The sequence below is a fragment of the Lentzea sp. NPDC059081 genome, assembly GCF_042738015.1.
GTDB lineage: Bacteria > Actinomycetota > Actinomycetes > Mycobacteriales > Pseudonocardiaceae > Lentzea.
This window is the reverse complement of record NZ_JBHYGW010000003.1, coordinates 187,652-211,723: the sequence shown is the minus strand read 5'-3', so window position 1 is coordinate 211,723 and position 24,072 is coordinate 187,652. Positions and strand designations below refer to the sequence as shown.

At 70.1% G+C, this 24,072-nt stretch carries 20 protein-coding genes and 1 pseudogene; 7 read left to right on the top strand and 14 right to left on the bottom strand.

The window, feature by feature from the left end; all coding sequences use genetic code 11:
* Positions 1–82: 82 nt before the first annotated feature.
* Positions 83–274 (bottom strand): hypothetical protein, encoded by a 192-nt coding sequence (locus ACFWV3_RS08525; RefSeq protein WP_382409777.1) that lies wholly within the window; start codon positions 272–274, stop codon positions 83–85.
* Complete coding sequence (locus tag ACFWV3_RS08520) at positions 267–1,448, bottom strand: PspC domain-containing protein (protein ID WP_382409775.1); 1,182 nt, start codon at positions 1,446–1,448, stop codon at positions 267–269. The genes ACFWV3_RS08525 and ACFWV3_RS08520 overlap by 8 nt, the downstream gene beginning before the upstream one ends.
* Before the next feature lie 90 nt (positions 1,449–1,538).
* Here ACFWV3_RS08520 and ACFWV3_RS08515 point away from each other — a divergent pair, with 90 nt between their 5' ends.
* Genes ACFWV3_RS08515 through ACFWV3_RS08505 form a run of 3 tightly spaced genes read left to right on the top strand, consistent with a single transcriptional unit; the run spans position 1,539 to position 4,017 of the window.
* Positions 1,539–2,762 carry a PspC domain-containing protein gene (locus tag ACFWV3_RS08515; protein ID WP_382409773.1) on the top strand — a complete coding sequence of 408 codons (1,224 nt, stop codon included), beginning with the start codon at positions 1,539–1,541 and terminating at the stop codon, positions 2,760–2,762.
* Positions 2,759–3,409 (top strand): response regulator, encoded by a 651-nt coding sequence (locus ACFWV3_RS08510; RefSeq protein WP_382409771.1) that lies wholly within the window; start codon positions 2,759–2,761, stop codon positions 3,407–3,409. The genes ACFWV3_RS08515 and ACFWV3_RS08510 overlap by 4 nt, the downstream gene beginning before the upstream one ends.
* A gap of 17 nt (positions 3,410–3,426) precedes the next feature.
* Positions 3,427–4,017 (top strand): hypothetical protein, encoded by a 591-nt coding sequence (locus ACFWV3_RS08505; RefSeq protein WP_382409769.1) that lies wholly within the window; start codon positions 3,427–3,429, stop codon positions 4,015–4,017.
* Here ACFWV3_RS08505 and ACFWV3_RS08500 read toward each other — a convergent pair.
* From ACFWV3_RS08500 to ACFWV3_RS08490, 3 genes are all read right to left on the bottom strand, one after another.
* The gene (locus tag ACFWV3_RS08500) at positions 4,001–5,290 is read right to left on the bottom strand and encodes a serine/threonine-protein kinase (RefSeq protein ID WP_382409767.1); all 1,290 of its coding nucleotides are present in this window, start codon (positions 5,288–5,290) and stop codon (positions 4,001–4,003) included. The two genes, ACFWV3_RS08505 and ACFWV3_RS08500, sit on opposite strands and share 17 nt — an antisense overlap.
* A 223-nt stretch (positions 5,291–5,513) precedes the next feature.
* Complete coding sequence (locus tag ACFWV3_RS08495) at positions 5,514–5,933, bottom strand: SsgA family sporulation/cell division regulator (protein ID WP_382409765.1); 420 nt, start codon at positions 5,931–5,933, stop codon at positions 5,514–5,516.
* Positions 5,934–6,054: 121 nt separating this feature from the next.
* Positions 6,055–6,981 carry a DMT family transporter gene (locus tag ACFWV3_RS08490; RefSeq protein WP_382409763.1) on the bottom strand — a complete coding sequence of 309 codons (927 nt, stop codon included), beginning with the start codon at positions 6,979–6,981 and terminating at the stop codon, positions 6,055–6,057.
* 81 nt (positions 6,982–7,062) lie between these two features.
* Between ACFWV3_RS08490 and ACFWV3_RS08485 the strand changes: the two genes are divergently transcribed.
* Positions 7,063–7,965, top strand: coding sequence for a LysR family transcriptional regulator (locus tag ACFWV3_RS08485; RefSeq protein ID WP_382409761.1), 903 nt, complete (start codon positions 7,063–7,065; stop codon positions 7,963–7,965).
* Between the two features lie 13 nt (positions 7,966–7,978).
* Here ACFWV3_RS08485 and ACFWV3_RS08480 read toward each other — a convergent pair whose 3' ends face one another.
* From ACFWV3_RS08480 to ACFWV3_RS08455, 6 genes are all read right to left on the bottom strand, one after another.
* Positions 7,979–9,565: a serine/threonine-protein kinase gene (locus ACFWV3_RS08480; protein WP_382409759.1), complete on the bottom strand. Its 1,587-nt coding sequence runs from the start codon at positions 9,563–9,565 to the stop codon at positions 7,979–7,981.
* A 184-nt stretch (positions 9,566–9,749) separates the two neighbouring features.
* Positions 9,750–11,093 (bottom strand): serine/threonine-protein kinase, encoded by a 1,344-nt coding sequence (locus ACFWV3_RS08475; RefSeq protein WP_382409757.1) that lies wholly within the window; start codon positions 11,091–11,093, stop codon positions 9,750–9,752.
* Between the two features lie 147 nt (positions 11,094–11,240).
* Positions 11,241–12,110 carry a hypothetical protein gene (locus ACFWV3_RS08470; RefSeq protein ID WP_382409755.1) on the bottom strand — a complete coding sequence of 290 codons (870 nt, stop codon included), beginning with the start codon at positions 12,108–12,110 and terminating at the stop codon, positions 11,241–11,243.
* A gap of 205 nt (positions 12,111–12,315) precedes the next feature.
* Positions 12,316–13,128: a hypothetical protein gene (locus ACFWV3_RS08465; RefSeq protein WP_382409753.1), complete on the bottom strand. Its 813-nt coding sequence runs from the start codon at positions 13,126–13,128 to the stop codon at positions 12,316–12,318.
* Between the two features lie 172 nt (positions 13,129–13,300).
* Positions 13,301–14,194 carry a hypothetical protein gene (locus ACFWV3_RS08460; RefSeq protein ID WP_382409751.1) on the bottom strand — a complete coding sequence of 298 codons (894 nt, stop codon included), beginning with the start codon at positions 14,192–14,194 and terminating at the stop codon, positions 13,301–13,303.
* 100 nt (positions 14,195–14,294) lie between these two features.
* A complete protein-coding gene (locus tag ACFWV3_RS08455; RefSeq protein ID WP_382409749.1) occupies positions 14,295–14,624 on the bottom strand; it encodes a hypothetical protein in 330 nt (109 codons plus the stop codon).
* Positions 14,625–14,694: 70 nt separating this feature from the next.
* On the opposite strand from ACFWV3_RS08455, the gene ACFWV3_RS08450 reads away from it, so the two are divergent.
* Positions 14,695–15,747 carry a histone deacetylase gene (locus tag ACFWV3_RS08450; protein ID WP_382410472.1) on the top strand — a complete coding sequence of 351 codons (1,053 nt, stop codon included), beginning with the start codon at positions 14,695–14,697 and terminating at the stop codon, positions 15,745–15,747.
* Positions 15,748–15,765: 18 nt separating this feature from the next.
* Here the strand turns inward: ACFWV3_RS08450 and ACFWV3_RS08445 are convergent.
* Positions 15,766–16,050, bottom strand: a pseudogene (locus ACFWV3_RS08445) (chorismate mutase); the annotation flags it as partial.
* Positions 16,051–16,327: 277 nt separating this feature from the next.
* On the opposite strand from ACFWV3_RS08445, the gene pcrA reads away from it, so the two are divergent.
* On the top strand, positions 16,328–18,634 hold the full coding sequence (pcrA, locus tag ACFWV3_RS08440; protein ID WP_382409747.1) for a DNA helicase PcrA: 2,307 nt from the start codon (positions 16,328–16,330) through the stop codon (positions 18,632–18,634).
* A gap of 1,633 nt (positions 18,635–20,267) precedes the next feature.
* On the opposite strand, the gene ACFWV3_RS08435 is transcribed toward pcrA, so the two are convergent.
* Positions 20,268–21,011, bottom strand: a complete 744-nt coding sequence (locus ACFWV3_RS08435) for a M23 family metallopeptidase (protein ID WP_382410470.1) — start codon at positions 21,009–21,011, stop codon at positions 20,268–20,270.
* A 252-nt stretch (positions 21,012–21,263) separates the two neighbouring features.
* Positions 21,264–22,244, bottom strand: coding sequence for an esterase/lipase family protein (locus tag ACFWV3_RS08430; protein WP_382409745.1), 981 nt, complete (start codon positions 22,242–22,244; stop codon positions 21,264–21,266).
* A 136-nt stretch (positions 22,245–22,380) separates the two neighbouring features.
* Between ACFWV3_RS08430 and ACFWV3_RS08425 the strand changes: the two genes are divergently transcribed.
* Positions 22,381–24,060 carry a hypothetical protein gene (locus ACFWV3_RS08425; RefSeq protein WP_382409743.1) on the top strand — a complete coding sequence of 560 codons (1,680 nt, stop codon included), beginning with the start codon at positions 22,381–22,383 and terminating at the stop codon, positions 24,058–24,060.
* The last annotated feature ends 12 nt before the right edge of the window (positions 24,061–24,072 follow it).

Genomic DNA, 24,072 nt, shown 5'->3' with positions numbered 1-24,072 from the left:
GAGAAGGGCACATGGGGGATCTGATCAACAGCCACCCGAAAGAGCGAAGGGCCCCGGTCGAGCGACCGGGGCCCTTCTTCTTTCACCGACGTCTGAGCGAGTTCGTCAGCAGCACCACGCCGACCACGATGGCCGTCCCCCCGAGTGCCCACCGGAAGTCCACCCAGAACGTCCCCCCGCTCAGCACGTAGGCCGCCATCAGCCCACCGCCGATCCCGAACACGAGCCCCAGCGGGTCGATCCGCCTGCGCATCACCGGCTGCTGGTCAGTCACGGAACACCCTCACGTTTCCGACGCTCGTATGAACGTCCAGGTCGATCTTCAAGCCACCCTCACCGTCGCTGCCGAGGTCCGTGCCGTCGACCCGGACGCTGCTGCCGTCGGCCTTCCTGCCGAGGCAGTCGAGCTCACCGATCGACGACGCCTCGCACTCGAACGTCACGTCGGCGTTCTGCGGCACCCGCACGACCAGCTCGCCGAGATCCGACTCGAGCGCGGTCTTCACCGAACCGGAGTCCGGCAGCTCGCGCAGGTCGAGCGTCACGCTGCCGACGCCGAGCTCGTAGCGGTCCTTCACGTCGGCGAGCGTCTTGGGCGTCGCCTCGACGTTGCCCAGGTTCGGCGGGCCGTCGAAGCCGACCGTCGTCAGGCCGAACCCGGCCACCGACAGCGGGATCAGCAGCCAGATCAGGGCCCGGCCGCCGCCGACGAACGAGCCGACCAGCAGACCCGCGGCCACCACCGCGAGGGCCAGGCCGACGACGTGCGGCACCGTGAACCACGGGACCCACGCACCGGCGATCGCGGACGCGGCGACGACGAGCAACGTCACGCCCAGGGTCACCGCACCCACCCGCGGCTTGCGCGGACGCGGGGCCGGCGGCTGCGGGCGAGGGGCCGGTTCCGGCAGGTCCCACGCGAACGGCGCGGCGCCCAGCGGGTCCCAGGCCGGCGCTCCCGGCACCGGGGGCGTCACCGGCGACGCGGGGGTCTCGGGGAGCGTGGCGGCCGGCGCCAGGTGGCCCCGGTTCTTCTGCAACAGGTAGATGCACGCCACCGACGCGGCGATCGTCACGACGACCTGGAAGCCGCCGCTGCCGAACGTGAACGCGAGCGCCGGGAACATCAGGACGCCCAGCAGCACGGTCTGCCCCTGGGACATGGAGCTGGAACCCTTGTTCACCAACGCTTCCAGCGGTGAGACGGCGTCGCCCTCCTCCGGCAGCAGCAACCAGCCCGCGAGGTACATCGGCAGGCCGACGCCGCCGGACAACGCCAGCGCGACGAACGCGATCCGCACGATCACCGGGTCGATCTGGTAGCGCAGGGCGATCCCGGTGGCGACGCCGCCGAGCTTGCGTCCTGCACGGGGCCGCACCGGACGGTGGGCCCAGAACTCTCTGAGCGTGTCCGCCACGCCCTGCAATGCCTTCTCAGTCCCGCTCACGACGACAAGGTTGCGCTGTCGGCCCCGCGACCACATCAGGGAACAGCCCTGAATAACGGAACCGGGGTCATCCCTGATGAACAACTCGCCGTGACGTGTGACGATCGTCCGGTGAGTGCACGGATTGAGCCGATGCGCCGTCGACGCACCGGCCGGGTGGTCGCGGGCGTCGCGAGCGGGCTGGCGGACCACCTCGGCGCGCCCGTCTTCTGGGTGCGCGCGGTGTTCGCCGTGTTCGCCGCGTTCAGCGGGGTCGGGATCATCGCCTACGCGTTGCTCTGGATGTTCGTCCCGCAGTCCGCGGTGGCGGAGCCGGAGACCGACAAGGACCGCAAGGAGTGGCAGCAGGCCATCGGCCTCGCCGCGCTCGGGCTCGGCGTCGCGGTCTTCACGGGCCTGCTCGGCAACGCGGCCAGCGGCTGGGTGACCGGCCCGATCGCCGTCGCGCTCGTCGGCGCCGCGGTCGTGTGGCGCGAGGCGGACGAGGCGCAACGCCGTCGCTGGAAGGACGGCGCGCTCGGGGCGGGGAAGAAGACGGGTGTGGTGCGGACGGCGTCGGGGGCGGCACTGGTCGCGGCGGGGGTCGCCGCGTTCCTGGTGTCGAACGACTCGATCCAGAACCTGCCGAGCGTCGCGCTGGCCGTCCTCGCCACGCTGATCGGTGTCGCGGTGCTCACCGTGCCGCTGTGGATGCGGCTGGTGCGGGACCTGGACGCGGAACGCCGGGCGCGCATCCGCACCGAGGAACGCGCCGAGATCGCCGCCCACCTGCACGACTCCGTGCTGCAAACGCTTGCCCTCATCCAGAAGCAGTCCGAGTCGCCGCGCGAGGTCAAGCGCCTGGCCCGCAGCCAGGAACGGGAGCTGCGCGGCTGGCTCTACGGCCGCGAGGTCGGGGACGGGGGCGACCAGCCGGCGACCCTCAGCGGCGCCATCGCGCAGTCGTGCGCGGAGGTGGAGGACGGCTTCGCCATCGCCGTGTCGCAGGTCGTGGTCGGGGACTGCGAGCTGGAGGACGGCATGTTCGCGTTGGTGCAGGCGTCGAGGGAGGCGATGGTCAACGCCGCCAAGCACGCCGGCGTGGCCGAGGTCAGCGTCTACGCGGAGATCGAGCCGGACAAGGTGACGGTCTTCGTGCGCGACCGGGGCAAGGGGTTCGACCCGGAGAGCGTGCCGGAGGACCGGCATGGCCTCGCGGGCAGCATCCGGGGGAGGATGGACCGGCACGGCGGACAGGTGCGACTGCGCACCGCACCCGGTGAGGGGACCGAGGTGCAGCTCGAGATGCCGAGGAAGACGGAGGCCAGGACGTGAGCGTGAGGGTGTTCCTGGTGGACGACCACGCGTTGTTCCGCGCGGGAGTGCGCGCGGAGCTCGACAACATCACCGACGAGGTGGACGTGGTCGGCGAGGCGGGCAGCGTCGGCGAGGCGGTCGCGGGGATCGCGCACCACAAGCCGGACGTGGTGCTGCTCGACGTGCACATGCCCGACGGCGGCGGTGCCGAGGTGCTGCGGCAGATCCGCACGAAGATCCCGGAGGTCACGTTCCTCGCCCTGTCGGTCTCCGACGCGGCCGAGGACGTCATCAACGTGATCCGCGCGGGTGCCCGCGGCTACGTGACCAAGACGATCTCCAGCCAGGAGCTGGTCAGGGCGGTCGTGCGGGTGTCGGAGGGCGACGCGGTGTTCTCGCCGCGGCTCGCCGGGTTCGTGCTGGACGCGTTCGCCGACCGGCCGGGCGCCGCGCCGATCAGCGACCCCGAGCTCGACCTGCTGACCCCGCGGGAACGCGACGTCCTGCGGCTGCTGGCCCGTGGCTACGCTTACAAGGAAATCGCGTCGGAGCTGTTCATCAGCGTGAAGACGGTGGAGACGCACGTGTCGAGCGTCCTGCGGAAGACCCAGCTCTCCAACCGGTACGAGCTCTCCCGCTGGGCCACGGATCGCAGACTGGTCTGAAGGGTCCTGGGGGGACTTTGATCGAGAAGATCGCCCGCGGTGCCACCGAGGTGCTGGCACCGTGGGTCTGGGTGGTGTTGCTCCCGTTCGCTGTCGCGGCCGCGACGGAAGATCTGTGGAGGACGGTGCTGTGGGGGCTCGTCGTCGCGTTGACGGCGTCGGTCATCCCCATGGCCGTGATCGTGCGCGGCGCTCGCAAGGGCCGGTGGGACGGCCACCACGTCACGAACCGCGAGGGCAGGCTCGTCCCGCTGGTCACGGCGGGCGCGTCGCTGGCCGCCGGCACCGTGATCATGGTGCTGGGCCACGCTCCGGGGAACGTGCTCGCGCTCGCGGGCAGCATGTTCGCGTCGCTGGTCGTCAGCATGGCGATCACGTTCGGGCTGAAGTGGAAGATCTCGCTGCACGCCGGGGTCGCGTGGGCCGCCGTGGTGACGCTGGCGGTCGTCTACGGGCCGTGGTGGCTCTTGCTCGCGTTGCCCGCCGCGCTCGTGACGTGGTCGCGGGTCGAGCTGGGTGACCACACGACCGGGCAGGTGCTCGGGGGCACGGCGATGGGCGTGGTCGTGGGTGGCGGCAGCTTCTGGCTGCTCAGCCTATTTCTTTGAGATTGGAGATTTTCATCGCGCCGTCGACCGCGGCGACCGACACCTCGACGACGATGTCGCGCTGCTTGCCGATGTCCGTGACGAGGGTGAGGTTCACGGTGACGACCCAGTCCGGTCCGTTCGAACGCACGGGGACCTGGGAGCGGGTGCACCGGACCGAGGCGTAGTTCTTCCAGCGCTTCACGAAGTCGGCCTTCGGCTCCCGCGCATCGGAGCGGAAGTCCTCCCAGGCCGTGTCGACGTCGGTGCTCGGCAACCGGGCGTAGTGGTCCTCCGTGAACACGAGCGCCTCGTCCGCCGTGAAGTACTGGACCTGGGACCCACCGGGGAACTGGGACTCGTTGACCGGGTTCCCCGAGCCGTGGGTACCGCTCCAGTACGCGGCCGCAGCGCCACCGCCGACCGCCAGCACCCCGATGACCGAGAGGATCACCAGGATCCGGGTGTTCGGCCGCCGGGGCCCGCGCGGTCCGGGGATCGCGAGCGGTTGCGACGGCTGGGGTCCTTCGGCCAGCAGGTGAGCGGCCTCCTGCGCGGTCGGCCGGTCCTTCGGGTCGTTCGAGAGCAGGTGCGTGAGCAACGGCGTGAGCTCGCCCGCGTTCTTCGGGTCGCGGAGCTGACCGCTGGCGGCCCGGTAGAGGAGGCCGAAGCTGTTGTCGCTGGGCCCGTAGATCGACTCGCCCTCGATGGCGGAGTAGATGGTGGCGCCGAGGGAGAACACGTCGGACGCCGCGTCGGGGTGGTCGCCGCGCGCCACCTCGGGAGCGAGGTAGGCGGGGGTTCCCGCGATCATGCCGGTCTCGGTCATCGTCCCGTCGCCAGCGGCCTTGGAGATGCCGAAGTCGGTGATCTTGACGGTGCCGTCGTGGCCGATCAGGACGTTGCCGGGCTTGATGTCGCGGTGCACGAGGCCCGCGTTGTGCGCCGCTGCCAGCGCCGAGGCGACCTTGGCGCCGATGCTCGCCGCGTGAGCCGGCTTGAGGGGGCCCCTCTGGGCGATGAGCGCCGAGAGGCTGAGTGACGGCAGGTACTCCATGACGATCCACGGCTCTTCGTGGTCGCTGCCCACGACGTCGAACACCGCGATCGCGTTCGGGTGGTGCAACCTCGCGGCGTTGCGCGCCTCCCGCATCGCCCGCTGGTGGTCGCCGGTGATGAGCTGCTTGACCGCGACCTCGCGCGCCAGCACCTGGTCGTGTGCCCGCCAGACCACCCCCATCGCTCCGCTGCCGATGCGCTCCAGCAGCGTGTAGCGATTCCCGATGGTCGTCACACCACGAGACTAATCAATCGCGGAGAAGTACATCCCGGGTTCTCCGCAGGAGGGTGGCGCAGATCGCTCCCGCTCGGCTCACCGGTGGGGACTGGTGTGCTGAACCCGCTGGTGGTGGTGCATGTCCTCGTCGTTGCCCCCGACGTGGACACCGCGTCTCAGGTGGTCGCCGGTGACGAGCTGCCGCGCACCTCGTCCCGCGCCCGTCGGGCCACCCGAGGACCTAGTCGATCGTCGAGACCAGCTTCTGCAGTTCCCGGTCGAAGTCGATCCACAGGTCCTCCTCGCCCGGCTGCACGACGTCGTAGGAGGCGTCCAGGAACTCCGCCACGTCCTCGGCGACCGCGCTGAGGATGGCGAACCCGGTCGGCGCGTTCAGCTCGACCAGGACGCGCTCCGGGTCGTCGGACGCGGGGCGGACCAGGATGTCGCCCTCACCGGACGGCGTCAGCAGGCCGTCGGCCAGCAGGTCGCGGGCGAACATCCACTCGACGCGGCCGGAGCCCGTGAAGAAGACGACGGCGACCGCGTACGGGTCCTCCGGGTCGTAGACGAGCTCCGCCTCGACCGGTGCGGGCGCCGCGCCGGGGGCCAGCAGGTGAAAAGTCGTTCGCTTGCTGACCTTCAGGTTCTCGTTGCTCATGTCGATGTCCTTCCCAGGCCGGTCTCCATGTCCGCTCACAAAGAGGAGACGGCCAACCGGCCCGGTAAGGACGCGATTCGACGCGGAACCATCCTTCTGGGGGAGACCTGCGTCTCACCCCTCAGCGTTTGACCAGGTCGCGCGTCTCGTTTGGTGAGACGTCCTGACCAGCCGCGACGGGCTGCCGGCGGGTCAGCGCGACGCCCAGCAGGACCACGGCCATGCCGATGACGACCCTCGCGTTGAGTTGCTCCCCGAGGAAGATCGCTCCGAGGAGTACCGAGACCACGGGCAAGAGGTAACCGACCGTAGTCGCCGTGGTGGCGCCCTCGTCCGCGATGACGCGGTAGTTGAGGATGAACGCGACGCCGGTGCCGAACACGCCCAGGACGATCACGGCGACGACGCCGACCCAGTGCAGGTGCAGCGGCTGCAGGCCGCCGAACGGCGTGGCGAGGAGCAGCATCCCCATCGCGGTGGTCAGCTGCATGGCGGCGAGCTGGGTGGAGGTCGCACCGGTGTTGACCAGGTGACGGCCGGCGTAGGAGTAGCCGACGGCGTAGCTCGCGGCGCCGATGAGGCACAGCACGGCGCCCCAGCTCGCGATGCTGTTGGCCGCCTGCCACGGCGCGAAGATCAGCAGCACGCCCGCGAAGCCGAGCCCGAGGCCGAGCATCCTGACCAGGTTGCTGATCCTCTCCGTGCCCAGCAGCAGGCCGATGGCCAGGGCGAACAGCGGGGTCGTCGAGTTGAGCACCCCGGAGACGCCCGAGTCGACCGTCTGGCCGCCGAACGCGAAGAGCGTGAACGGGATCGCGCTGCCGAACAGCGCGACGAACAGCATGTGGCCCCAGATCCGGCGGTCGCGCGGCAGCGTCATCTTCGCCAGGGCGAGCACGACGACCAGCACGATCGCGCCGAAGAACGTGCGCACGAGCGAGATCTGCAGGGGAGCGAGGCTCCCGAGCGCGAGCTTCATCCAGAGGAAGCTGGATCCCCACAACAGGGCGAGGACGCCCATCCTGATCAAGGTTCCGCGTTGGTTCACGTGTTCACCATGCGCCCAGCAACACGTGAATACAATTTAATTGTTGTGCAGAACCTTTAAGCAGCGCTGTAAGGTCGAGGCATGCTGGACGTGCGACGCATGCAGGTGCTCCGGGCCGTCGTGAGCACCGGGTCCATCACCGCGGCCGCGACGAACCTCGGTTACACCCCGTCGGCGGTGTCGCAGCAGGTCGCGGGCCTGGAGAAGCAGGCAGGGCTGCCGTTGCTGGAACGGGTCGGCCGGGGCATCAGGCCCACCGCGGCCGGTCGTCTGCTCACCGAGCACGCCGCCCGCCTCGCCGAGCAGCTCGCCGAGGCCGAGAGCGCCCTGACGGCGTTGCGCAACGGCTGTGCGGGCACCCTGCGCGTCCGCTACTTCGCCACGGCGGGAGCGGCTCTCGTGCCACCCGCGGTGGCCACGTTCCGGGCCGAGCGGTCGGGCGTCGAGCTCGACCTGAAGCTGACCGAGCCGTACGACCCGTTCGAGGAGCTCGCCGCGGGCCGCGCGGACGTCGCGATCACCGTCCTGGAGGCCGACGCCCCTGCTCCCGAAGGCATGGTCGCGCGGCTCCTGCTCGCCGACCCGTTCTACGCCGTGCTGCCGCGTGGCCACGCGTTGGCCCGCAAGCGCGTGCTCGACCTGGGAGAGCTGGCCGACGAGCCGTGGATCAACGCGGACTGCGGTGCCTCCGGACCGTGCGCGGACCTCGTGAAGAACGCCTGCGCGGGTGCCGGGTTCTCGCCGAAGGTCGCGGTGGAGAGCGACGACTACGCGACCGCGCAAGGGTTCGTGGCCGCCGGGCTCGGCGTCACCGTCATCCCGCGGCTCGGGCTGGGCTACGCGCACCCCGGTGTCGTCCTGCGCAAGGTCCGCAATCCCGAACCGGTGCGGCACATCCACGTCGTCTACCGCGAGGACGCCTCGTGGAACCCCGCCGTGCTCTCGCTGGCGGAGGCGCTGGAGAAGGCCGCGCGGGCCAGCTGACCCGCGCGTTCCCTCAGTAACCCTGAGCGGCGCCGAGCGACTTGTCGCTGCTCAGCAGCAGGTTGGGGCTCGCCCACTGGAACGAGATGCCGCGCCGTTCCGTGGTCTTGCCGCCGCCCTTCTTCGTGTACTCGACGTCGACTTCCCAGTAGAAGCCCGACACCTCGGTCGCCTTGAGGATCTTGGCTTCCTTCATGCCGTTCCAGAAGGTGTCGAACCCGCTCTTGCCGCCGGGGTAGGAGCCCTGGAAGCTCCCGTTGCCCATCGCCCAGGCGTCGTCCGGCGAGCCGGGAGCGGTGCCGAAGTAGTCCTTCAGGAAGTCCTGCATGTCGGACGGCTGCGGCTGCGTGGTCCACTGGCCGGCCTTGCCCGACGACTTGGGCGGCGTCGACTGCTTGGTGTTGTTGCCGCCCTGCGTCTGCTGGACCGAGGTGTTCGAACCGGCGTTGTTGTTCGTGTTGTCGTCGTCGCCACCGCTCGAGATCATGCTCGCGAACATGATGCCGATCACCGCCGCCGCCACGATGGCGAGCGCGGTGTAGACGGTGGACTTCTTGTTCTTCACCGACGACGCGAGCGACGAGGCGGGCCTCGGGCGCTGCGAGTACTGGGGCGCCGCGGCCGGGCGGCGGTTCTGCGGCGCCGGCTGGTGCTGCTGCTGGCTCGGCACGGCCCGCGGAGGCGTGTGGAGGTCCACGCGCGTCGCGTTGGGCGGCGGCGGGGTCTGCTGGGGTGGCAGGGCCCTGGTGGCGGCCTGCTGCGGCTGCGGCTGCTGCACCGGGGCGCCGCGCCACGACGGCGGGTGCGTCGGGGCGACCACGGCCGGCGTGAAGGCGGGAGCGGCCTGGCCGTTCGCGACGGCGGCGAGCGCGTCGCGGGCCTCGGCCATCGTCGGGCGGTCTTCCGGCTCGGCGCGCAGCAGGCGCATCAGCAGCGCGGTCAGCGGACCGGCGTTGCGCGGCGGGTTGACCTTGCCGGACGCGACCTTGTGCAGCAGCGCGATGGTGTTCTCGCTCAGGCCGAACGGCGGCTCGCCCTCGATCGCCGCGTACAGCGTGGAGCCGAGGGAGAACACGTCGGACGGCGAGCCGGGGTCGTAGCCCTTGGCGACCTCGGGCGCGAGGTAGGCGGGGGTGCCGGCGAGCATGCCCGTCGCGGTGACCGTGACGTCACCGGTCGCCCGCGAGATGCCGAAGTCGGTGATCTTGACCGTGCCGTCGTCGCCGAGCAGCACGTTGCCGGGCTTGATGTCGCGGTGCACGATGCCGGCGTTGTGCGCGGCGGCCAGTGCCGAGGCGACCTGCATGCCGATCGACGCCACGTCGCGCGGCGGAAGGGTGCCGCGCTCGGACAGCACGCCCGAGAGGCTCTTCGACGGCAGGTACTCCATCACGAGCCACGGCTGGCCGTCGTCCTCGGCCACGTCGTAGACCGCCACCGCGTGCGGGTGCTGCAGGCGCGCGGCGATGCGGCCCTCGCGCATGGCGCGTCTCTTGGCTTCGTCGGTGTCGGCTTCGGCGAGTCCGGGCTGCAAGAGCAGCTGCTTGACCGCGACGGTGCGGTGCAGACGTTCGTCGTGCGCTGTCCAGACGACGCCCATGGCGCCACTACCGATTCTCTGGCTCAATCGGTAGCGACCAGCGACCAGGCGGCCATCGTCGGTCACAGTTGCTCCCCGCTGTGCGGTCACTTGCTCTCTGTTCAACGGCTCATCACACCTCTGGGTTCAGATCACCCAACAGTGCGGGTACCCACCATACGAGACTTCGACGGAGTAATGACGCTTAACCCTGAGCCGGTGGCGGCGGTCCGCTTGAACTCACCGGCGGCTTCGTTGTGGTCGTCGTCGTTGTAGTCGTGGTCGTAGTCGTCGTAGTAGTAGTCGTGGTGGTCGTAGTGGTTGTGGTGGTCGTAGTGCTAGACGTCGTTTCGCGCGTCGTCGTTGCCTCGGCCGTGGTGGTGGTCACCTCGGGCTGCGAGACCTGGGAGGTCGTCGGCACCACCGACGACGAGCTCGGCGGCGGCGCGGACGGCGTCTCGTTCTCCTTGTTGAAGACGCCCAGCGCGACCATCAGGCCACCGATGACCAGCAACAACGCCAGCACCACCGCGGCGATCACCAACGGCCGGTTGTCCGGCTGCTGGGTGCGCGCGGGTGCCATCGGGGGCGCCGTCCGCGGCGGTGACGTGCGCACCGCGGCCGCCGCCGGACGGACCACGCGGGTCCGCTCGGGCTCCACGAACGTCGTGGGGTCGGGCCCCGCGGGCACCGGCAGGCCGCTGAACGACGGCGACCGGCCGTGCGCGACGGCGTTGAGGACGTCCCGCGCCTGCGACATCGTCGGCCGGTCGTCCGGCTCGAAGTTGAGCAGGTACAGCAGCGTGTCGGCGAGCGGGTGGTCGATGGTCGGCGGGTTGATCCGCCCGGCCGCGACCGCGTGCAGCACACCCAGGGTGTTCTCGCTCACTCCGTAGGGCGGCTCGCCCTCCATCGCGGCGAACAGCGTCGAGCCGAGCGAGTAGACGTCCGAGGCCGGCGTCGGGTCCTGGCCGCGCGCGATCTCCGGCGCGAGGTACGCGGGCGTGCCGGCGATCAGGCCGGTCTTGGTGACCGTGATGTCGTCGGAGGCCCGCGAGATGCCGAAGTCGGTGATCTTGACGATGCCGTTGTCGGCGATCAGCACGTTGCCGGGCTTCACGTCGCGGTGCACGATGCCCGCCGCATGCGCCGCGGCCAGCGCCGCCGCGCACTGGGCGCCGATGTGCGCGACCTCGACCGGGTCCATCGGCCCGCCCTCGGCCAGCGCGTCGGCGAGGCTGTAGGACGGCAGGTACTCCATCACCAGGCACGGCACGCCGTCTTCCTCGACGACGTCGTACACGGCGATGGCGTTCGGGTGGTGCAGCTTGGCGGCGATGCGGCCCTCGCGCATGGCGCGCTGAATGGCCTCGTCCTGTTCGGCCTCGTCGAGGCCGGGCGCGAGCAGCAGCTGCTTGATCGCGACCTCACGGCCGAGGCGCTCGTCGTGCGCGCGCCAGACGATGCCCATCGCTCCTGAGCCGATGCGGTCGAGGAAGCGGTAGCGGTCCGCGATCAGGCGGCCGTCCGAGGTGTCGGACGTCGTCACAGGACCACCCCGGCCTCACACGACAGCGTGACTGCGGCTTCGGCAGCAGGTCCCACGCTCGTGCTCCTCGTGCGGTAGTCAGCGGTCGTCCGGAATCGCCCGCACAGGGTACCTGTCGAGGGCCACCGCTGAGCTACCCGTCGTACGTCAGTTCACAGGGGTGAAGAAGTCGAACCCGCCGACGACGTCGCCGACGGTGCTGCCGACGGTGTTGAGGACCGGGTCGAGGAGGCCCAGGTCCACGCTCACGTCGACCGGGTTGGTCTGCGTGGGGAGCGGGTTCGAGGTGGAGGGCGTGCTGCTGCTCGGCGGGGTGGCCGCGTTCGACGTGGACGTCGAGGTCGGCGGAGCAGGCGTGTCGGTCGACGGCGGCGTGGACGGCTGGCTCGTCTCCGTCGACGTGGTCGGCGTGCTCGCGGCCGGCGGCGTCTCGGAGGTCTGCGTCTGCGTCGGCTGCTGGGTCTGCGTCTGCTTGGGCTGCGGCGCCTGGGTCTGGACGTACGGCGCGACGCGCGTGGTCGGGTTCGCCGACGACGTCTCCGTCTCCTGCGTCTCCGTCGCGTCGGCCTGCTGCGTCTTGTTCGACGGCAGCTTCACGACACCGCCCTCGGTGCCGGCGCTCGCGGCACGGGCCTGGGCGCGCTCGTCGAACCGCACCTCGGCGAGCGGGCGCTCGTCCGGCGAGGACAGCAGCGAGGAGGCGGCGAACGCCATCGACCCGCACAGGACCACGCCACCGCTGGCCGCGACGGCCAGCTTGCCCACGGTGAACCCGCCGCGCTGCGTGTCGTCGGCCCTGCCCTCGCGGCGCAGCAGCTCGGTGATGTGCAGCTCCCGCATGGGCTGCTTCTTCACCTTGCCGCCCGGCGCCTTGACGGGCTTGAACTTGACCGTCGGCTCGAACGCCTCGGGGGTGATGTCGTCGGTGATCACCGGGATCTCCACGGTTTCCGCCTCGCGGCGGGCGATCAGCTCGGCGACGGACAGCTGCCCGGTCGACTCCGCCGACCCGGTCAACCGCCGACGATGGTCCTCAATCGACACCGCTCGTTCACCCTTCCAAGTTCGCGTATGCGCACTGGCGGGAACATGGATACCGAATCGTGACCCGAGATGTAACCCCTTCGGGGGAATTTTCACGTCCGAAACCGGGTTTTCGCGACGAGCGGTCACCGTTCGACTGCGAACGGCGATTCGCGGGGGTGCGACCGTTCAGCCGGGCCTAACTCCGCTGCGCCGAGAGGACCTCGGTGCCGATGATCCGCGGCTGGGTCGTGTCGGTGAGCCGGAAGAGCTGCTCGACGCGCAGCCAGCTGCCGTCGAGCTCCTGCATCGAGACGACCGCGAGCACCGAGCCGTCCGGCCGGACCGAGGTCTGGTCGACGTTCACCGTCTTGATCATTCCCCAGGCGTCGGCGAACTCCTCCGGGTTCGCACCGACCAGCTCCGGCGACAGCAGCTTGGCCGCCGAGCCGGGCTTCGTCGTGAGCAGCTCGTAGAACCGCTTGACCACGTCGACCTGCGGTTGCGGGCCCACCGACACCTCCGGCGTGGCCGGTTCCGCGGTCTGCTGCAGCAGGAGGGTCGACGGCTCCGGCATCGGCGCGGCGTGCGTCCTCGGCAGCGGCGGGCGCTCGTTCGGCAGCTGGGCGGACAGCACGTCCGGCCGCAGCGCGCTCGACCCGGACAGCGCGACGGGCCGCTCGGAGTAGGGGACGCCGGAGTTCGCTGGGCGCTGGCTCGCGAGGACCGCGGCGCCCGCGATGGACCCGACGAGCACGGCCGCGCCGGTCAGCAGGCCCACGGCCTTGGCGAGGCGGGTGCTCTTCGCGCGACGGCGGCGGCCGGGGACCACGGGGATGACGGCCGTCGTGGCGGTCATGTTCTCGGTCGGGCCGAGCAGTGAGGTGACCAGGGCGTCGGTCGCGGCCTCGTCGTGGGACGGGATGCGGATCGGCTGTTGCTTGATCAGCTCAGCCACGCTGATCGACCCGGTGCGGGTGTGCCGCCGGCCGGTCGTCGCGGGACGCTGCACTGGTCTCGCCCTCCGTACTGTCCGTGGTCATCTGAAGACGTACCGTGGTCTTGCCCGACGATGCCAGTCCCTGGGCGGAGTTCATCCGTTCGTGGCGGTCAACGGTGCTCTGGAATCGCTCAAAGGTCCTACCTACTACGTTCGGTAGCTCCGGCCGTGACCTTGAGCCGCGTCAGCCACCGGGCTTCAACCGTTCACCGTTGATCAGCGGCAGGTCGCCGAGCGTGAAGCTGAGCTCGCGCTTCTCCGTGCTGACCGAGCCGTCCTTCTTCGTCACCTGGAGCAGGCTGACGGTGAGGCCCTTGCTCGGGTCGACGGCGATCTCCTTCACCTCGATCAGCGAGATGTCCGCGAGCCTGCCCTCCAGCAACGCGTCGGCGTTCACGCGCACGGTGTCCGTGGTGAGGGCGAGCGCGGTGTCGGCGTTCGTCGCCATCTCGCGGTAGAAGTCCTCGGTCTTCTGGGCGATCTGGGTGCCGTCGACGACGGGGGCCTGCGTGACCGGGACGGTCGTGATGACGGGCGGCGCGCTGCCGGACGGCTTCGCGCCCGTCGTGGAGGCGGGGCCGCTGGTGCCGGGTGCCCTGCTCGGGCCGGTGCCCGGCACCGGGGCGCCCTGGCCGGTCCTCGCGGCCGAGGGGCGCGTGCCGGTGGCCGACGGGGTGGCGGTGGCGCCCGTGGGCAGTTGCGAGATCAGCGGCACGTCCGACGGGTAGCCGGGCAGGCCGACCGGGTCGGCGTCGGTGTTGCTGCCCACCAGCTTGGCCGCGGCGACGCTCAGGCCGACCAGCACGAGCACCGACGAGACGACGGCGAACCAGGCCGCGCGCTTCCAGGTGCGCGGCGGCGTGACCGACGCGGGCACCATGCCGATGTTGAACTTCCGCAGCCCGTCGGTGTCCTGCAGCGGGTCGATCTCGCGGCCGCGGGGCAGCGGGATCCGGTCACCCCCGGCGCCGTGCCGCGCGTCGGGCCGTGGTTCGTGCGGCCATGGTTCATGTGGCCGTGGTTCATGCGACAGCGCGGCACCGTCGGCGAGACGATGTTTGCCCGGCAGTTCGTCCATCCCGACACCCCTCTGCGACGCAACCAGAGTAGGTCCGTCCGGAGGTACCGAACTCACCAAATGGGGGTGTTCGGGACGAGTGACACTCGATCGTGTGGATTCAGTAGCGGGGCGGAAGTTGCGCTTGACCGCTGTTCAGCTGCTTGCGCGTCTTCTGCACGCCGTTGAGCGCGGCCAGACCGCTGCCACCGGCGATGAGCACGCCGATCACGTCGGCGGGCACGCTGTCGCCGCCCGTGATCAGCAGACCGATCACGGCACCGGCGGTCGTGATGATCGCGGTCTTCCAGCGGTTGCGGACGAACTGCGAGACGGGCGCTCCGGAGATGCCCTTCTTGTTCGCGGCCGAACCGAGCAAGCCGAGGTAAGCGTCGTGCGCCAAGGCGGCGAGCAGGCCGGCGATGGCGATCAGTGCAGCGATGAGGCCCATGCCTCCAGTGTGCCTGCGGATTTTTCCGGTGGACCATCCGTGATCGCCCTGATATCCGATTCGGGTGGACATGTTCTGGCACGACGACTGCCTCGAGCACGACGCCGGCGAGGGTCTGTGGGAGCTGCCGGGCTCCTGGCCGTGGCTCGACGTCGCCGAACCGCACCCGGAGAACGCCGCGCGCCTGCGCACGTTCCGGCACGCGCTGACGCACGGACCGGTCGCTCCTCACCTGAGGTGGCACGAGGGGCGGCATGCGTCCGTTGACGAACTTCTGCTCGTGCACACGGCGGGGTACCTCGACTCGTTGCGCGTATCGGAGCGTGTGGCGCTGGAGGTGAACACGGTCGTAGGGCCGGAGACGTGGCGTGCGGCGTGCGCGGCGGCGGGAACGGCGTTGGCCGCGTTGGAGTCCGGTTCGCCACTGGCCTACGCGCTCGTGCGTCCGCCGGGTCACCACGCGCAGCCCGACATGGCCGACGGCTACTGCTTCGTCAACAACGCGGCGTTGGTGGCGGAAACCGCGCGGCGGCAAGGGAAACGGGTCGCCGTTCTGGACTGGGACGTGCACCACGGCAACGGCACGCAGGAGGTCTTCTACGACCGTCCGGACGTGTTGACGATCTCGGTGCACATGCGGCACGGCGCTTGGGGCACGAACCACCCGCAGACGGGCGCACCGTCGGAGGTGGGTGCCAATGGGCGGAACGTGAACATCGAGCTATCACTCGGTGCGGGCGACACGGCGTACATGCGCGCGCTCGACGAGATCGCGTTCCCACTACTACGTGACTTCGCGCCAGATCTACTGGTGTGCGCGTCCGGGTTCGACGGGTCGGCGTTCGACCCCAACGGCCGCCACAACCTCACGGCGGCCGGGTACCGCGAGATCGGCCGCCGGGTCGCGTCGTTCGGAACGCGCGTGGTGCTCACCCAGGAGGGCGGATACCTGCGCGGGTACTCGGCGCTGTGCCTGCACGCACTGGTCGAGGGCCTGCTGCGGCTGCCGGAACCGTTGCTCGAGGACCCGCTGGCCTACGTGCCGGACGACGTCCAGCTCGTCGACGCGGACCTCGAGCGCGTTCGCCGGGCGGTGGAGCCTTTTTGGCCCGGCGTGCTGTGACGCCGGGCCGGGTGAGTCCTACCTGCCGAGCGGGCCGCGGCCCATCTTGAGCAGCGTCAGCGCGAGGTCCTTGCCCTCGGGACCGAGCGGCTTGTAGCGGTTGAGGACGTCGATCTCGCGGTTGTGCACGATCTTGGTGCCGCCGGCGGCCATCCGCGCGGCGCCGATGATCTTGGAGACCTCGATGCGGCGTTGCACGAGGCGCAGAATCTCGGCGTCCAGGTGGTCGATCTCCTGGCGCAGCTCGTTGATGTCCGGCTCGGTGGTGGTGTCCATCGGTGATGACCTCTCGACTCTTCGAGCCCTGGCCCGGAAGCAGCGAAGCCCCGGTGTCCGAGGACTCCGGGGCTTCGTGGTGGCTTTGAAAGCGCTAGACGACCACGGGAGCCGGAGTCCGGATCCCGTAGAAAAACTCGAAGAACGTCGCGCGCACGAAGTCAGTGTTGCACAACCACCGCGTCCGCTGCCAAGTCCCACGCGGGGTGAGCCCACCGGTTGGGACGTCCCGACCGGCCTCCGCTCGAACACGTGGTCGGGTCGTCGCCGGATTGTCGGTGCCGCCCGGTACCGTGGATGGACGATGAGCGCCTTGTTCGACTTGCCCTCAAGTCCCCCCGTTTCCCGCGCGGGCCACCTGCTCGACGACCTGAACCCCGCGCAGCGCCGTGCCGTGGAGCACTCCGGCTCGCCCCTGCTCGTGGTGGCGGGCGCCGGCTCCGGCAAGACGCGCGTCCTCACCAGGCGGATCGCCTACCTGCTCGCGGCGAGGGACGTGCACCCCGGCGAGATCATGGCCATCACGTTCACGAACAAGGCCGCCGCGGAGATGAAGGAGCGCGTCGCCGACATGGTGGGCGCTCGCGCCCGCTCGATGTGGGTGTCGACGTTCCACTCGATGTGCGTCCGCGTCATGCGCCGCGAGGCCAAGACCCTGGGCATGTCGTCGAACTTCTCGATCTACGACAGCGACGACACGCGCCGCCTCATCACGCTCGTCGCGAGGGACCTCGACCTCGACCCGAAGAAGTACGCGGCCCGCACCCTGGCCGTGCACATCTCGAACCTCAAGAACGAGCTCGTCGACCCCGAGACCGCGACCGCCCAGGCCACGAACGACCTGGAACGCCGCGTCGCCGAGGTCTACACGGTCTACCAGCGGCGCCTGGGCGAGTCGAACTCGCTCGACTTCGACGACCTGATCATGCGGACCGTCGAGCTCCTGCAGACCTTCCCGGACGTGGCGGAGCACTACCGCCGCCGCTTCCGGCACGTCCTGGTCGACGAGTACCAGGACACCAACCACGCGCAGTACACCCTGGTGCGCGAGCTCGTCGGCAAGGCGGGCGGCGAGATCCCGCCGGCGGAGCTGTGCGTGGTGGGCGACGCCGACCAGTCGATCTACGCCTTCCGCGGCGCCACGATCCGCAACATCGTGGAGTTCGAGCGGGACTACCCGGACGCCACCACGATTCTGCTGGAGCAGAACTACCGCTCCACGCAGAACATCCTGACGGCGGCCAACGCGGTCATCTCCCGCAACCCCAACCGCCGCGACAAGACCCTGTGGTCCGACCTCGGCGAGGGCGAGAAGATCGTCGGCTACGTCGCCGACAACGAGCACGACGAGGCCGCGTTCGTCGCGAACGAGATCGACCGCCTGGTCGACGGCGGTGAGGTCAACAACTCCGAGATCGCCGTCTTCTACCGCACCAACAACCAGTCGCGGGTCTTCGAGGAGATCTTCATCCGCCTCGGCCTCCCTTACCGAGTAGTCGGCGGCGTCCGCTTCTACGAGCGCCGCGAGGTCCGCGACGCCCTGGCCTACCTCCGCACCCTGGCCAACCCGGACGACACGGTCTCCCTGCGCCGAATCCTGAACGTCCCCAAGCGGGGCATCGGCGACCGCGCGGAAGCCTGCGTCAGCGCCTACGCCGAACGCGAACGCATCAGCTTCGCCGCGGCCCTGCGCGACCTCGACCGCGTCCCGATGCTGAACCCGCGCTCCCGCAACGCCTTGGCGGGCTTCGTGGAGATGATGGACGAGCTCGGCGAGATGGTCGCCCGCGAGGACGACGTCGCCGACATCCTCGAAGCGGTCCTCGAGAAGACCGGCTACCGAGCCGAGCTCGAAGCCAGCGAGGACCCCCAGGACCACACGAGGATCGAGAACCTCAACGAACTGGTGACGGTCGCCCGCGAGTTCACCGAACTGGAGCTCCCGGAAGGCGCAGAACCGGTCCCCTCCCTCCCGGCCTTCCTGGAACGCGTCTCCCTGGTCGCCGACGCCGACTCGATCCCGGACGCCGAGTCCGACGGCGTGGTCACCCTGATGACCATCCACACCGCCAAGGGCCTCGAATACCCCGTCGTCTTCAGCACGGGCTGGGAAGACGGCGTCTTCCCGCACATGCGAGCCCTCGGCGACCCGGCAGAGCTGGCAGAAGAACGCCGCCTGGCCTACGTGGGCATCACCAGGGCCCAACGCCGCCTCTACCTCTCCAGGGCCCTGGTCCGCTCGGCCTGGGGCCAGCCCTCAGCCAACCCGGCCTCCCGCTTCCTGGGCGAGATCCCAGAAGACCTGCTCGACTGGCGCAGGGTGGAACCCTCCCGCTCAGCCCCCGCAGCGGCCACGACCTGGGGCCGCTCAGCCTCGGGCGGCATAGCCTCCAGGGGCCTGAGCCGCCCGGCCCCCGGCAAGCCGGGCTGGAAGGACGCCCCGGCCATGAAGCTGGAAGTGGGCGACCGCGTGACCCACGACAAGTACGGCCTGGGCCGAGTGGTGGCGGTGGACGGCGCGGGCCTGAGGGCCACGGCAACGATCGACTTCGGCGGCTCCGGCACAGTCCGCCTGATGCTGATCGGCAGCGTCCCGATGACCAAGATCTGACAGACCCGACACCAGCCACCAAGCAGGCAACGCCGAAGGCGAGCCGAGGCGACGGCGAAGCCGAGCTGCCTGAAACGAAGGTTCCGGTGGGGTCCCGTCACGAGTCGTGCCGAGCTCTCGCTGCAACGAGGTAGGGGTGTCAAATCGCCACGCTTTTCGGCGATTTGACACCCCTACCTCGTTGTGGCCAGCTCCTGGCTCGACTCGTGACGGGACCCCACCCGAACCGCACCCCCAACGCAACAGCAAGCCGCCCAACTCAACAGGCGTGCCATCAACCCGCTGACGGCGCCGGCCCCCCGATCAGATTGGCGGGGGTTCGGGGGCAGAGCCCCTGAGGGGAAGCACGCAACAGCACCACCCGCACGCAACAGGGGAAGCACGCAACAGCAACACGGGAACACCAACACGGGGAACGGACAACAAACGTGCACCCGCCACCCGAACAAGACGACTTACGAAACCGCCGCGACCCGCCAAACAAGACTCCGGCCCCACCAGGACACCCCACCTGAGCAGCCCTTTCACCCAAAAGGACGAACTCAGAAAAATCTCCGAAAATCGGCGCAACGATCAGCCGATCCGTACGTCTATGTGGGTGTCGCAAGCAGCACAGCCAACGACCGTTCGGGCGGCCGGAGGCAGGGGACAGCAGCGGGCGACCAAGGGGAGCGAAGGGACGGCGGGGGCCAAAACTTCGCGGCGAAGTGCGGCCGGACCGAACGGGAGAGCGGTCCGGCCGCACAACCACCACCAACACCGGTGAAACCACAGCCGAATCGGCGAACACACAGCTCACAGGCTCGTCTGCCCGCTCATCCGCCCAGCGAAGCGCAGGCCACCACCCCAGAGCGACGAAAATTGTCAGACCCCCCGAGCACAATCATCCGCATGAGGTCGTCAACCCGGCGGGAGAGCTCGAGATGGATCACGTGCTGGCAAACCTGCTCCACGAACGCGTGTTCGCAATCCTCAACCAGCTGGAATCCCCGGAGACCCACCGGCTCACCGCGGCCTGGCGCACCCTGCTACGCCATCACGAGCAGTCCGAGAGCGGGACCTGCAAGGCGTGCGGGCCGAGATGGCGCAAGCACATGTGCTCGGTCTGGCGAGTGGCGGCAACCCACTTCCTCCACCACGACCGCCCGCGAGAGCCACGCCCAGGGTGACCAGAGGCCCGCTGGAACGCCGAGCCGAAGACCTGGGGATCCCGATGGGCCCGCCGGAACGTCAGGTCGCCCACCCATAGGCCCGGCGGAGAACCACTCCAGGCGACCCGGTAACGGATCCAGCCTGGATCCCGACTCAACTTCCGCTGGACCCGCGCGGAATAACCGGAAACCACCCGCAGTTGGAAGGTTTGAGAGCGCCGTGAGGCCCCGAAAGCCTCCAACCCCACACCCGGAGGTGGGTCAGCACCACCCGAGCCGCCAGAAAGCTGCTGAGCCGTAGTTCAGGAACTCGCGAACCAGGACACGGACCTCAGCCACCGACAGCGGCCGGACGACACAGCGGTCCAGCCGCGCAGCGGGACCACATGAGGAACGGCCAGGGGGATGGCCGAACCGACGAACGACCACGGCGAACAGTGAATGCCAGGGCCGGACTCAGGTCCGCGCAAGGGGGACGAACGTCAGACGGTCACACCGCGAGCGTTGAGCCACGTGAGCGGGTTGATCTTCTGGCCGTCCGGGTTCCACACCTCGAAGTGCAGGTGCGGGCCGGTGGAGAAGCCGCGGTTGCCCATGCGGGCGATCTGCTCGCCCGCCTTGACCTGCTGGCCCTCACGCACCGAGTAGGTGTCGACGTGGCCGTAGACGGTGATCGTGCCGTCCGGGTGCTGGACGCGGACCCACAGGCCGAAGCCGGACGCGGGGCCCGCCTCGAGGATGACACCGTCCGCGGCGGCGAGGATCGGCGTGCCGATCGGGCCGGCGATGTCGATGCCGAGGTGCATGGTGCCCCAGCGGCCGCCGTAGCCGGAGGTGAAGTCACCGGCCGCGGGGCGGACGAACTTCGGGCGCTTCTTCTCGGCCTCGACGGCCTCGCGCTCGGTGGTGAGCTGCTGGCTGCGCAGGAGCTTGGCGGCTTCCGCGGAGCCCTCTGACGTGGTCTTGGAGACCGCGAGGATCTGGGGTGCGGAGGCGGTGTCGCCGCCCACGCCGTCGAACGTGGCCGCGCCACCGGAGTGGTTCGCGAGCTGGACGTCCGTGCTGTCGTCCGCGCCGGCCTGCAGGGCCTGGCCCGCGCCGGCTGCGGCGAAGGCGCCGACTGCGACGGCGGCGACGACGATGCGTCCGCGAAGCGCCGACGGCGGCGGGGGGAGCCGGTGGGAGCTGACCGTGCGCGTCGAGGCGCGGTCGACTGCCTCGTCCAGCACAGCACTGCGTTCATGGCCGCCGGGGGAGCGGTGGTGACTCAAAGCTTGCCCTTCCGCCTTCGGGGAGCCTGACCGGTGGACGCCGGGCGGGGGATTCCCGGTGAGTCAGCTTTCGGGGTTCTGACTCGGTGTCCTTCTGTGATCAGACCGTGACAACGGACCGGGGGACAGTAACGGCGCGAAGGCTCGGAGGGCAAACCCCAGTTCGTTATGTCCACCGAACAGGCGGCCACCAGTGGGTTTCAACTGTCAACTGTGACCGTCAGTCGTACTGATGGGGTGACACGCCTCGCCGCCAGCGGCAATGGGGTGAGTCGAAGAGTCATCCGATCGGGTGATGGCTGTCACAACTACGTGAAGAGTCCTCGTGTCAACCAGCAAAGAAAGGTGACCTGAATCACGTATCTGGTGCTCTTCGACGACCAACGACGAATGCTCCAGCCGGGCGTTGCGCTGGGGGACGATGACCTGGTCCATCTCCGACCAGACGACGACGAAGCGCGTGCGGCACGGCCGGCACGGCTCGGCGAGCTCGTCGAGGAGGTCGGAGCCCGGCCGGAGCTGTTTGGTGAGCGAGGTCGGCAGCAGATAGGCGGTGAGGGTGCCGCGATGGGGCGTCCCCAAGGTCACGAGTGTGCGAACGCGTGAGTCGCCGTGCAGCCGCTGCACGTAGTACCTGGCGATGAGCCCGCCGAGTGAATGGCCGACCACGTGCACCTGATCGGACCCTGTCTGCTCGCAGATCCGCTCGATCTGCGCTCCCAGCAGCGCGGCGGACCGGCGGACGTCACCGGTCAACGCCGTCAGCACGCTGTAGTTGATGGCGTGGACGACTCCGAAGCCCCGCCTCCGCAGCGCCCCCGACAGCACCGCGAAGGCGGAGCGGTTGTCCCCGATGCCATGCACCAACACGATCGGGGTGCCCGCCGCGTCCATCGCCGAAACCACCAGGCCTCGCTGGCGCGGCGGCAGGCCGTCGGTCCGGTAGTGCCGGAACTGGCCTTCCGGCCGCAGTTGCTCGGTGATCGCGCCCCACGGGTAGAGCACCGCGTGGGTGGTCAGCCAGGCCGCCTCCATCGCGACGCCGCGCATCCCGCCGGGGCTGGCCATGGCGCGCAGCGCCACCTTGACCTCTTCCGCGACGTCGCGTGCTGTGTGCACTCCCCAGCCCGCACGATCGAGGACGGCGTCAGTCAGACGCGTCCTCCACGACCGGCTGTTGTCGCTCATGTCAGCGACGGTAAGTGATGGACTCACCGACTAGGAGTACCCAACAGACGGTTTTCCACATGCGAACGGATTTCGTCTTGATGGGTCGCCGGTGTCCCCTCAAGATCCGGCGCGGGTGTTGCTAGGTTCGCCCGCGATGACTCGAACCGAGCTCGAGAACCAGACCCCGGCGGCCTCGCGGCTGCGCACCTCGTGGGGCCTCGCCGCGGCGGGTTCCCTCCTGCTGGCGGCGGGCCCGCTGCTCGGCGTCGTCGACGGCGCGGAGCCCGCCTTCACGTCGTGGCCGCTGCTCGCTCTGCTGGCGCTGTTGCCGCCGGTCGTCGCGGGTGTGCTGCTGTTCCGCGGCAGACCGTTCGTCGCGGCGGGACTGCTCGCCGCCGCCGGTGTCCTCGCAGTCGGACGGCTGCTGAGCGACCTGCAGGTCGCGTTCGAGCCCATGGCGGTCGCGCGGCCCGAGCTCTTCCGCCCGTCCACTCTCATCGCCGTCACGTCTTCCACCGGCGTGTGGCTGCTGGTCGCCGGGCACGCCCTGGTCATCGCGGGCGGTGTGCTGTCCGCCGGCCGGGCCGGCATGCCCGCGGACGAGTCGGAGCCCCCGACCCTCGTCGCCCTGCCGGTGATCATCGCGGCCGTGGCGTCGATCGGGCTGCTGGGCAAGCCGTTCGTCTCGACGGACCCGTTCCAGCTGGACAGGGGACCGTGGGACCTGCCGGCGCTCGGCCTGACCGGCGGGCTGCTGCTCGCCATCGCCGTGCCGCTCGCCACCGCCCTCGCGGCCAGCTCGCCCGACCCGGACACCCGCCTGGGCGGGACGCTCGGCGTCGCGCTCGCCCTGCTGGGCGTCGTGCTGCCGCCGCTCGCGACCGGCACCGTCGCCTCCGGTCTCACGATCAGCGCGGGTCCGGTGCTGGCGCTGGTCGCCGCCCTGGTGCTGCCCGCCGTTCCCCTCTTCGCCCGGCTGGTGCGGCTGGTCACCGGAAAGAGGGACTCCGACCGCGACCTCGCGCTGCCGTCGGTGCACCGCATGCACGTGGCGGCCGGTGTCCTCTCCGTTCTCGCCGCCGCCGCGATGCTCGGCGGCGCGCTGCTGCCCCAGCTCGTCCTGGAAGCGGGTGGCGCGGCGCCCGGCCTCTCGTCCGCGAACCTGCTGTGGGTGGCGGGACCGGCGTTCGGCGTCCTCGGCCTGATGCTGCTCGTGCCGCCGGTCGCCGCCGCGGTGCGGCCGACGTTGTACTGCGCGTACTTCGCGATGCAGCTCGCCGCGGCGAGCGCGACCGATCCCGTGCTGGACGCGAGCCGGCTGGGCATCGCGCAGCCGGGAGCGGGTTTCTGGCTCATGGTCGCGGAGATCCCCCTCGGGCTGCTGGCGCTGGTCTGCGCGAGCCTGGCCGGTGCCGTCGAACGCGAGAACGAGGACCTGGGCGAGCGGGAGCAGATCCCGCTGACCGAGCTGGGTGCCGCGTTGCTGGCCGGGTTCTTCGCCCTGGGCGCCTTCGTCCTGCCCACGCTGCGCGGGGACAAGTACGAAGGAGCGACGGTCGTGCCGGACGGCGACCCGGCCCTCTCGTGGTCCCTGCTGATCTCGTTCGTCGTGCTGATCATCAGCCTCGTGGTCGCACTGCGCTCGAGGCCCGCTCGCGGAGCCGCGGTGCTGCTGGGCGCGGTGGTCCTGGTCGGCGTGCGGGCGCTGGAGCTGCCGCTGACGGGCGACCGGGTCGAGGGTGCCGTGGCGGCGTCGGGCACATGGCTCGCGCTGGCGGCCATCGCGGCTCTGCTGGTCGCGGCCGGTCTGATGGGCGCTCGCGCGACTCGGTGAAATGCATTCTTA

Excerpts from the sequence above, each read along its gene's own strand:
- pcrA (WP_382409747.1), top strand. The coding sequence starts at position 16,328 with ATGAGCGCCTTGTTCGACTTGCCCTCAAGTCCCCCCGTTTCCCGCGCG.
- ACFWV3_RS08455 (WP_382409749.1), bottom strand. The coding sequence starts at position 14,624 with ATGGGCCTCATCGCTGCACTGATCGCCATCGCCGGCCTGCTCGCCGCC.
- ACFWV3_RS08485 (WP_382409761.1), top strand. The coding sequence starts at position 7,063 with ATGCTGGACGTGCGACGCATGCAGGTGCTCCGGGCCGTCGTGAGCACC.
- ACFWV3_RS08480 (WP_382409759.1), bottom strand. The coding sequence starts at position 9,565 with ATGGGCGTCGTCTGGACAGCGCACGACGAACGTCTGCACCGCACCGTC.
- ACFWV3_RS08460 (WP_382409751.1), bottom strand. The coding sequence starts at position 14,194 with ATGGACGAACTGCCGGGCAAACATCGTCTCGCCGACGGTGCCGCGCTG.
- ACFWV3_RS08425 (WP_382409743.1), top strand. The coding sequence starts at position 22,381 with ATGACTCGAACCGAGCTCGAGAACCAGACCCCGGCGGCCTCGCGGCTG.
- ACFWV3_RS08430 (WP_382409745.1), bottom strand. The coding sequence starts at position 22,244 with ATGAGCGACAACAGCCGGTCGTGGAGGACGCGTCTGACTGACGCCGTC.
- ACFWV3_RS08450 (WP_382410472.1), top strand. The coding sequence starts at position 14,695 with ATGTTCTGGCACGACGACTGCCTCGAGCACGACGCCGGCGAGGGTCTG.
- ACFWV3_RS08495 (WP_382409765.1), bottom strand. The coding sequence starts at position 5,933 with ATGAGCAACGAGAACCTGAAGGTCAGCAAGCGAACGACTTTTCACCTG.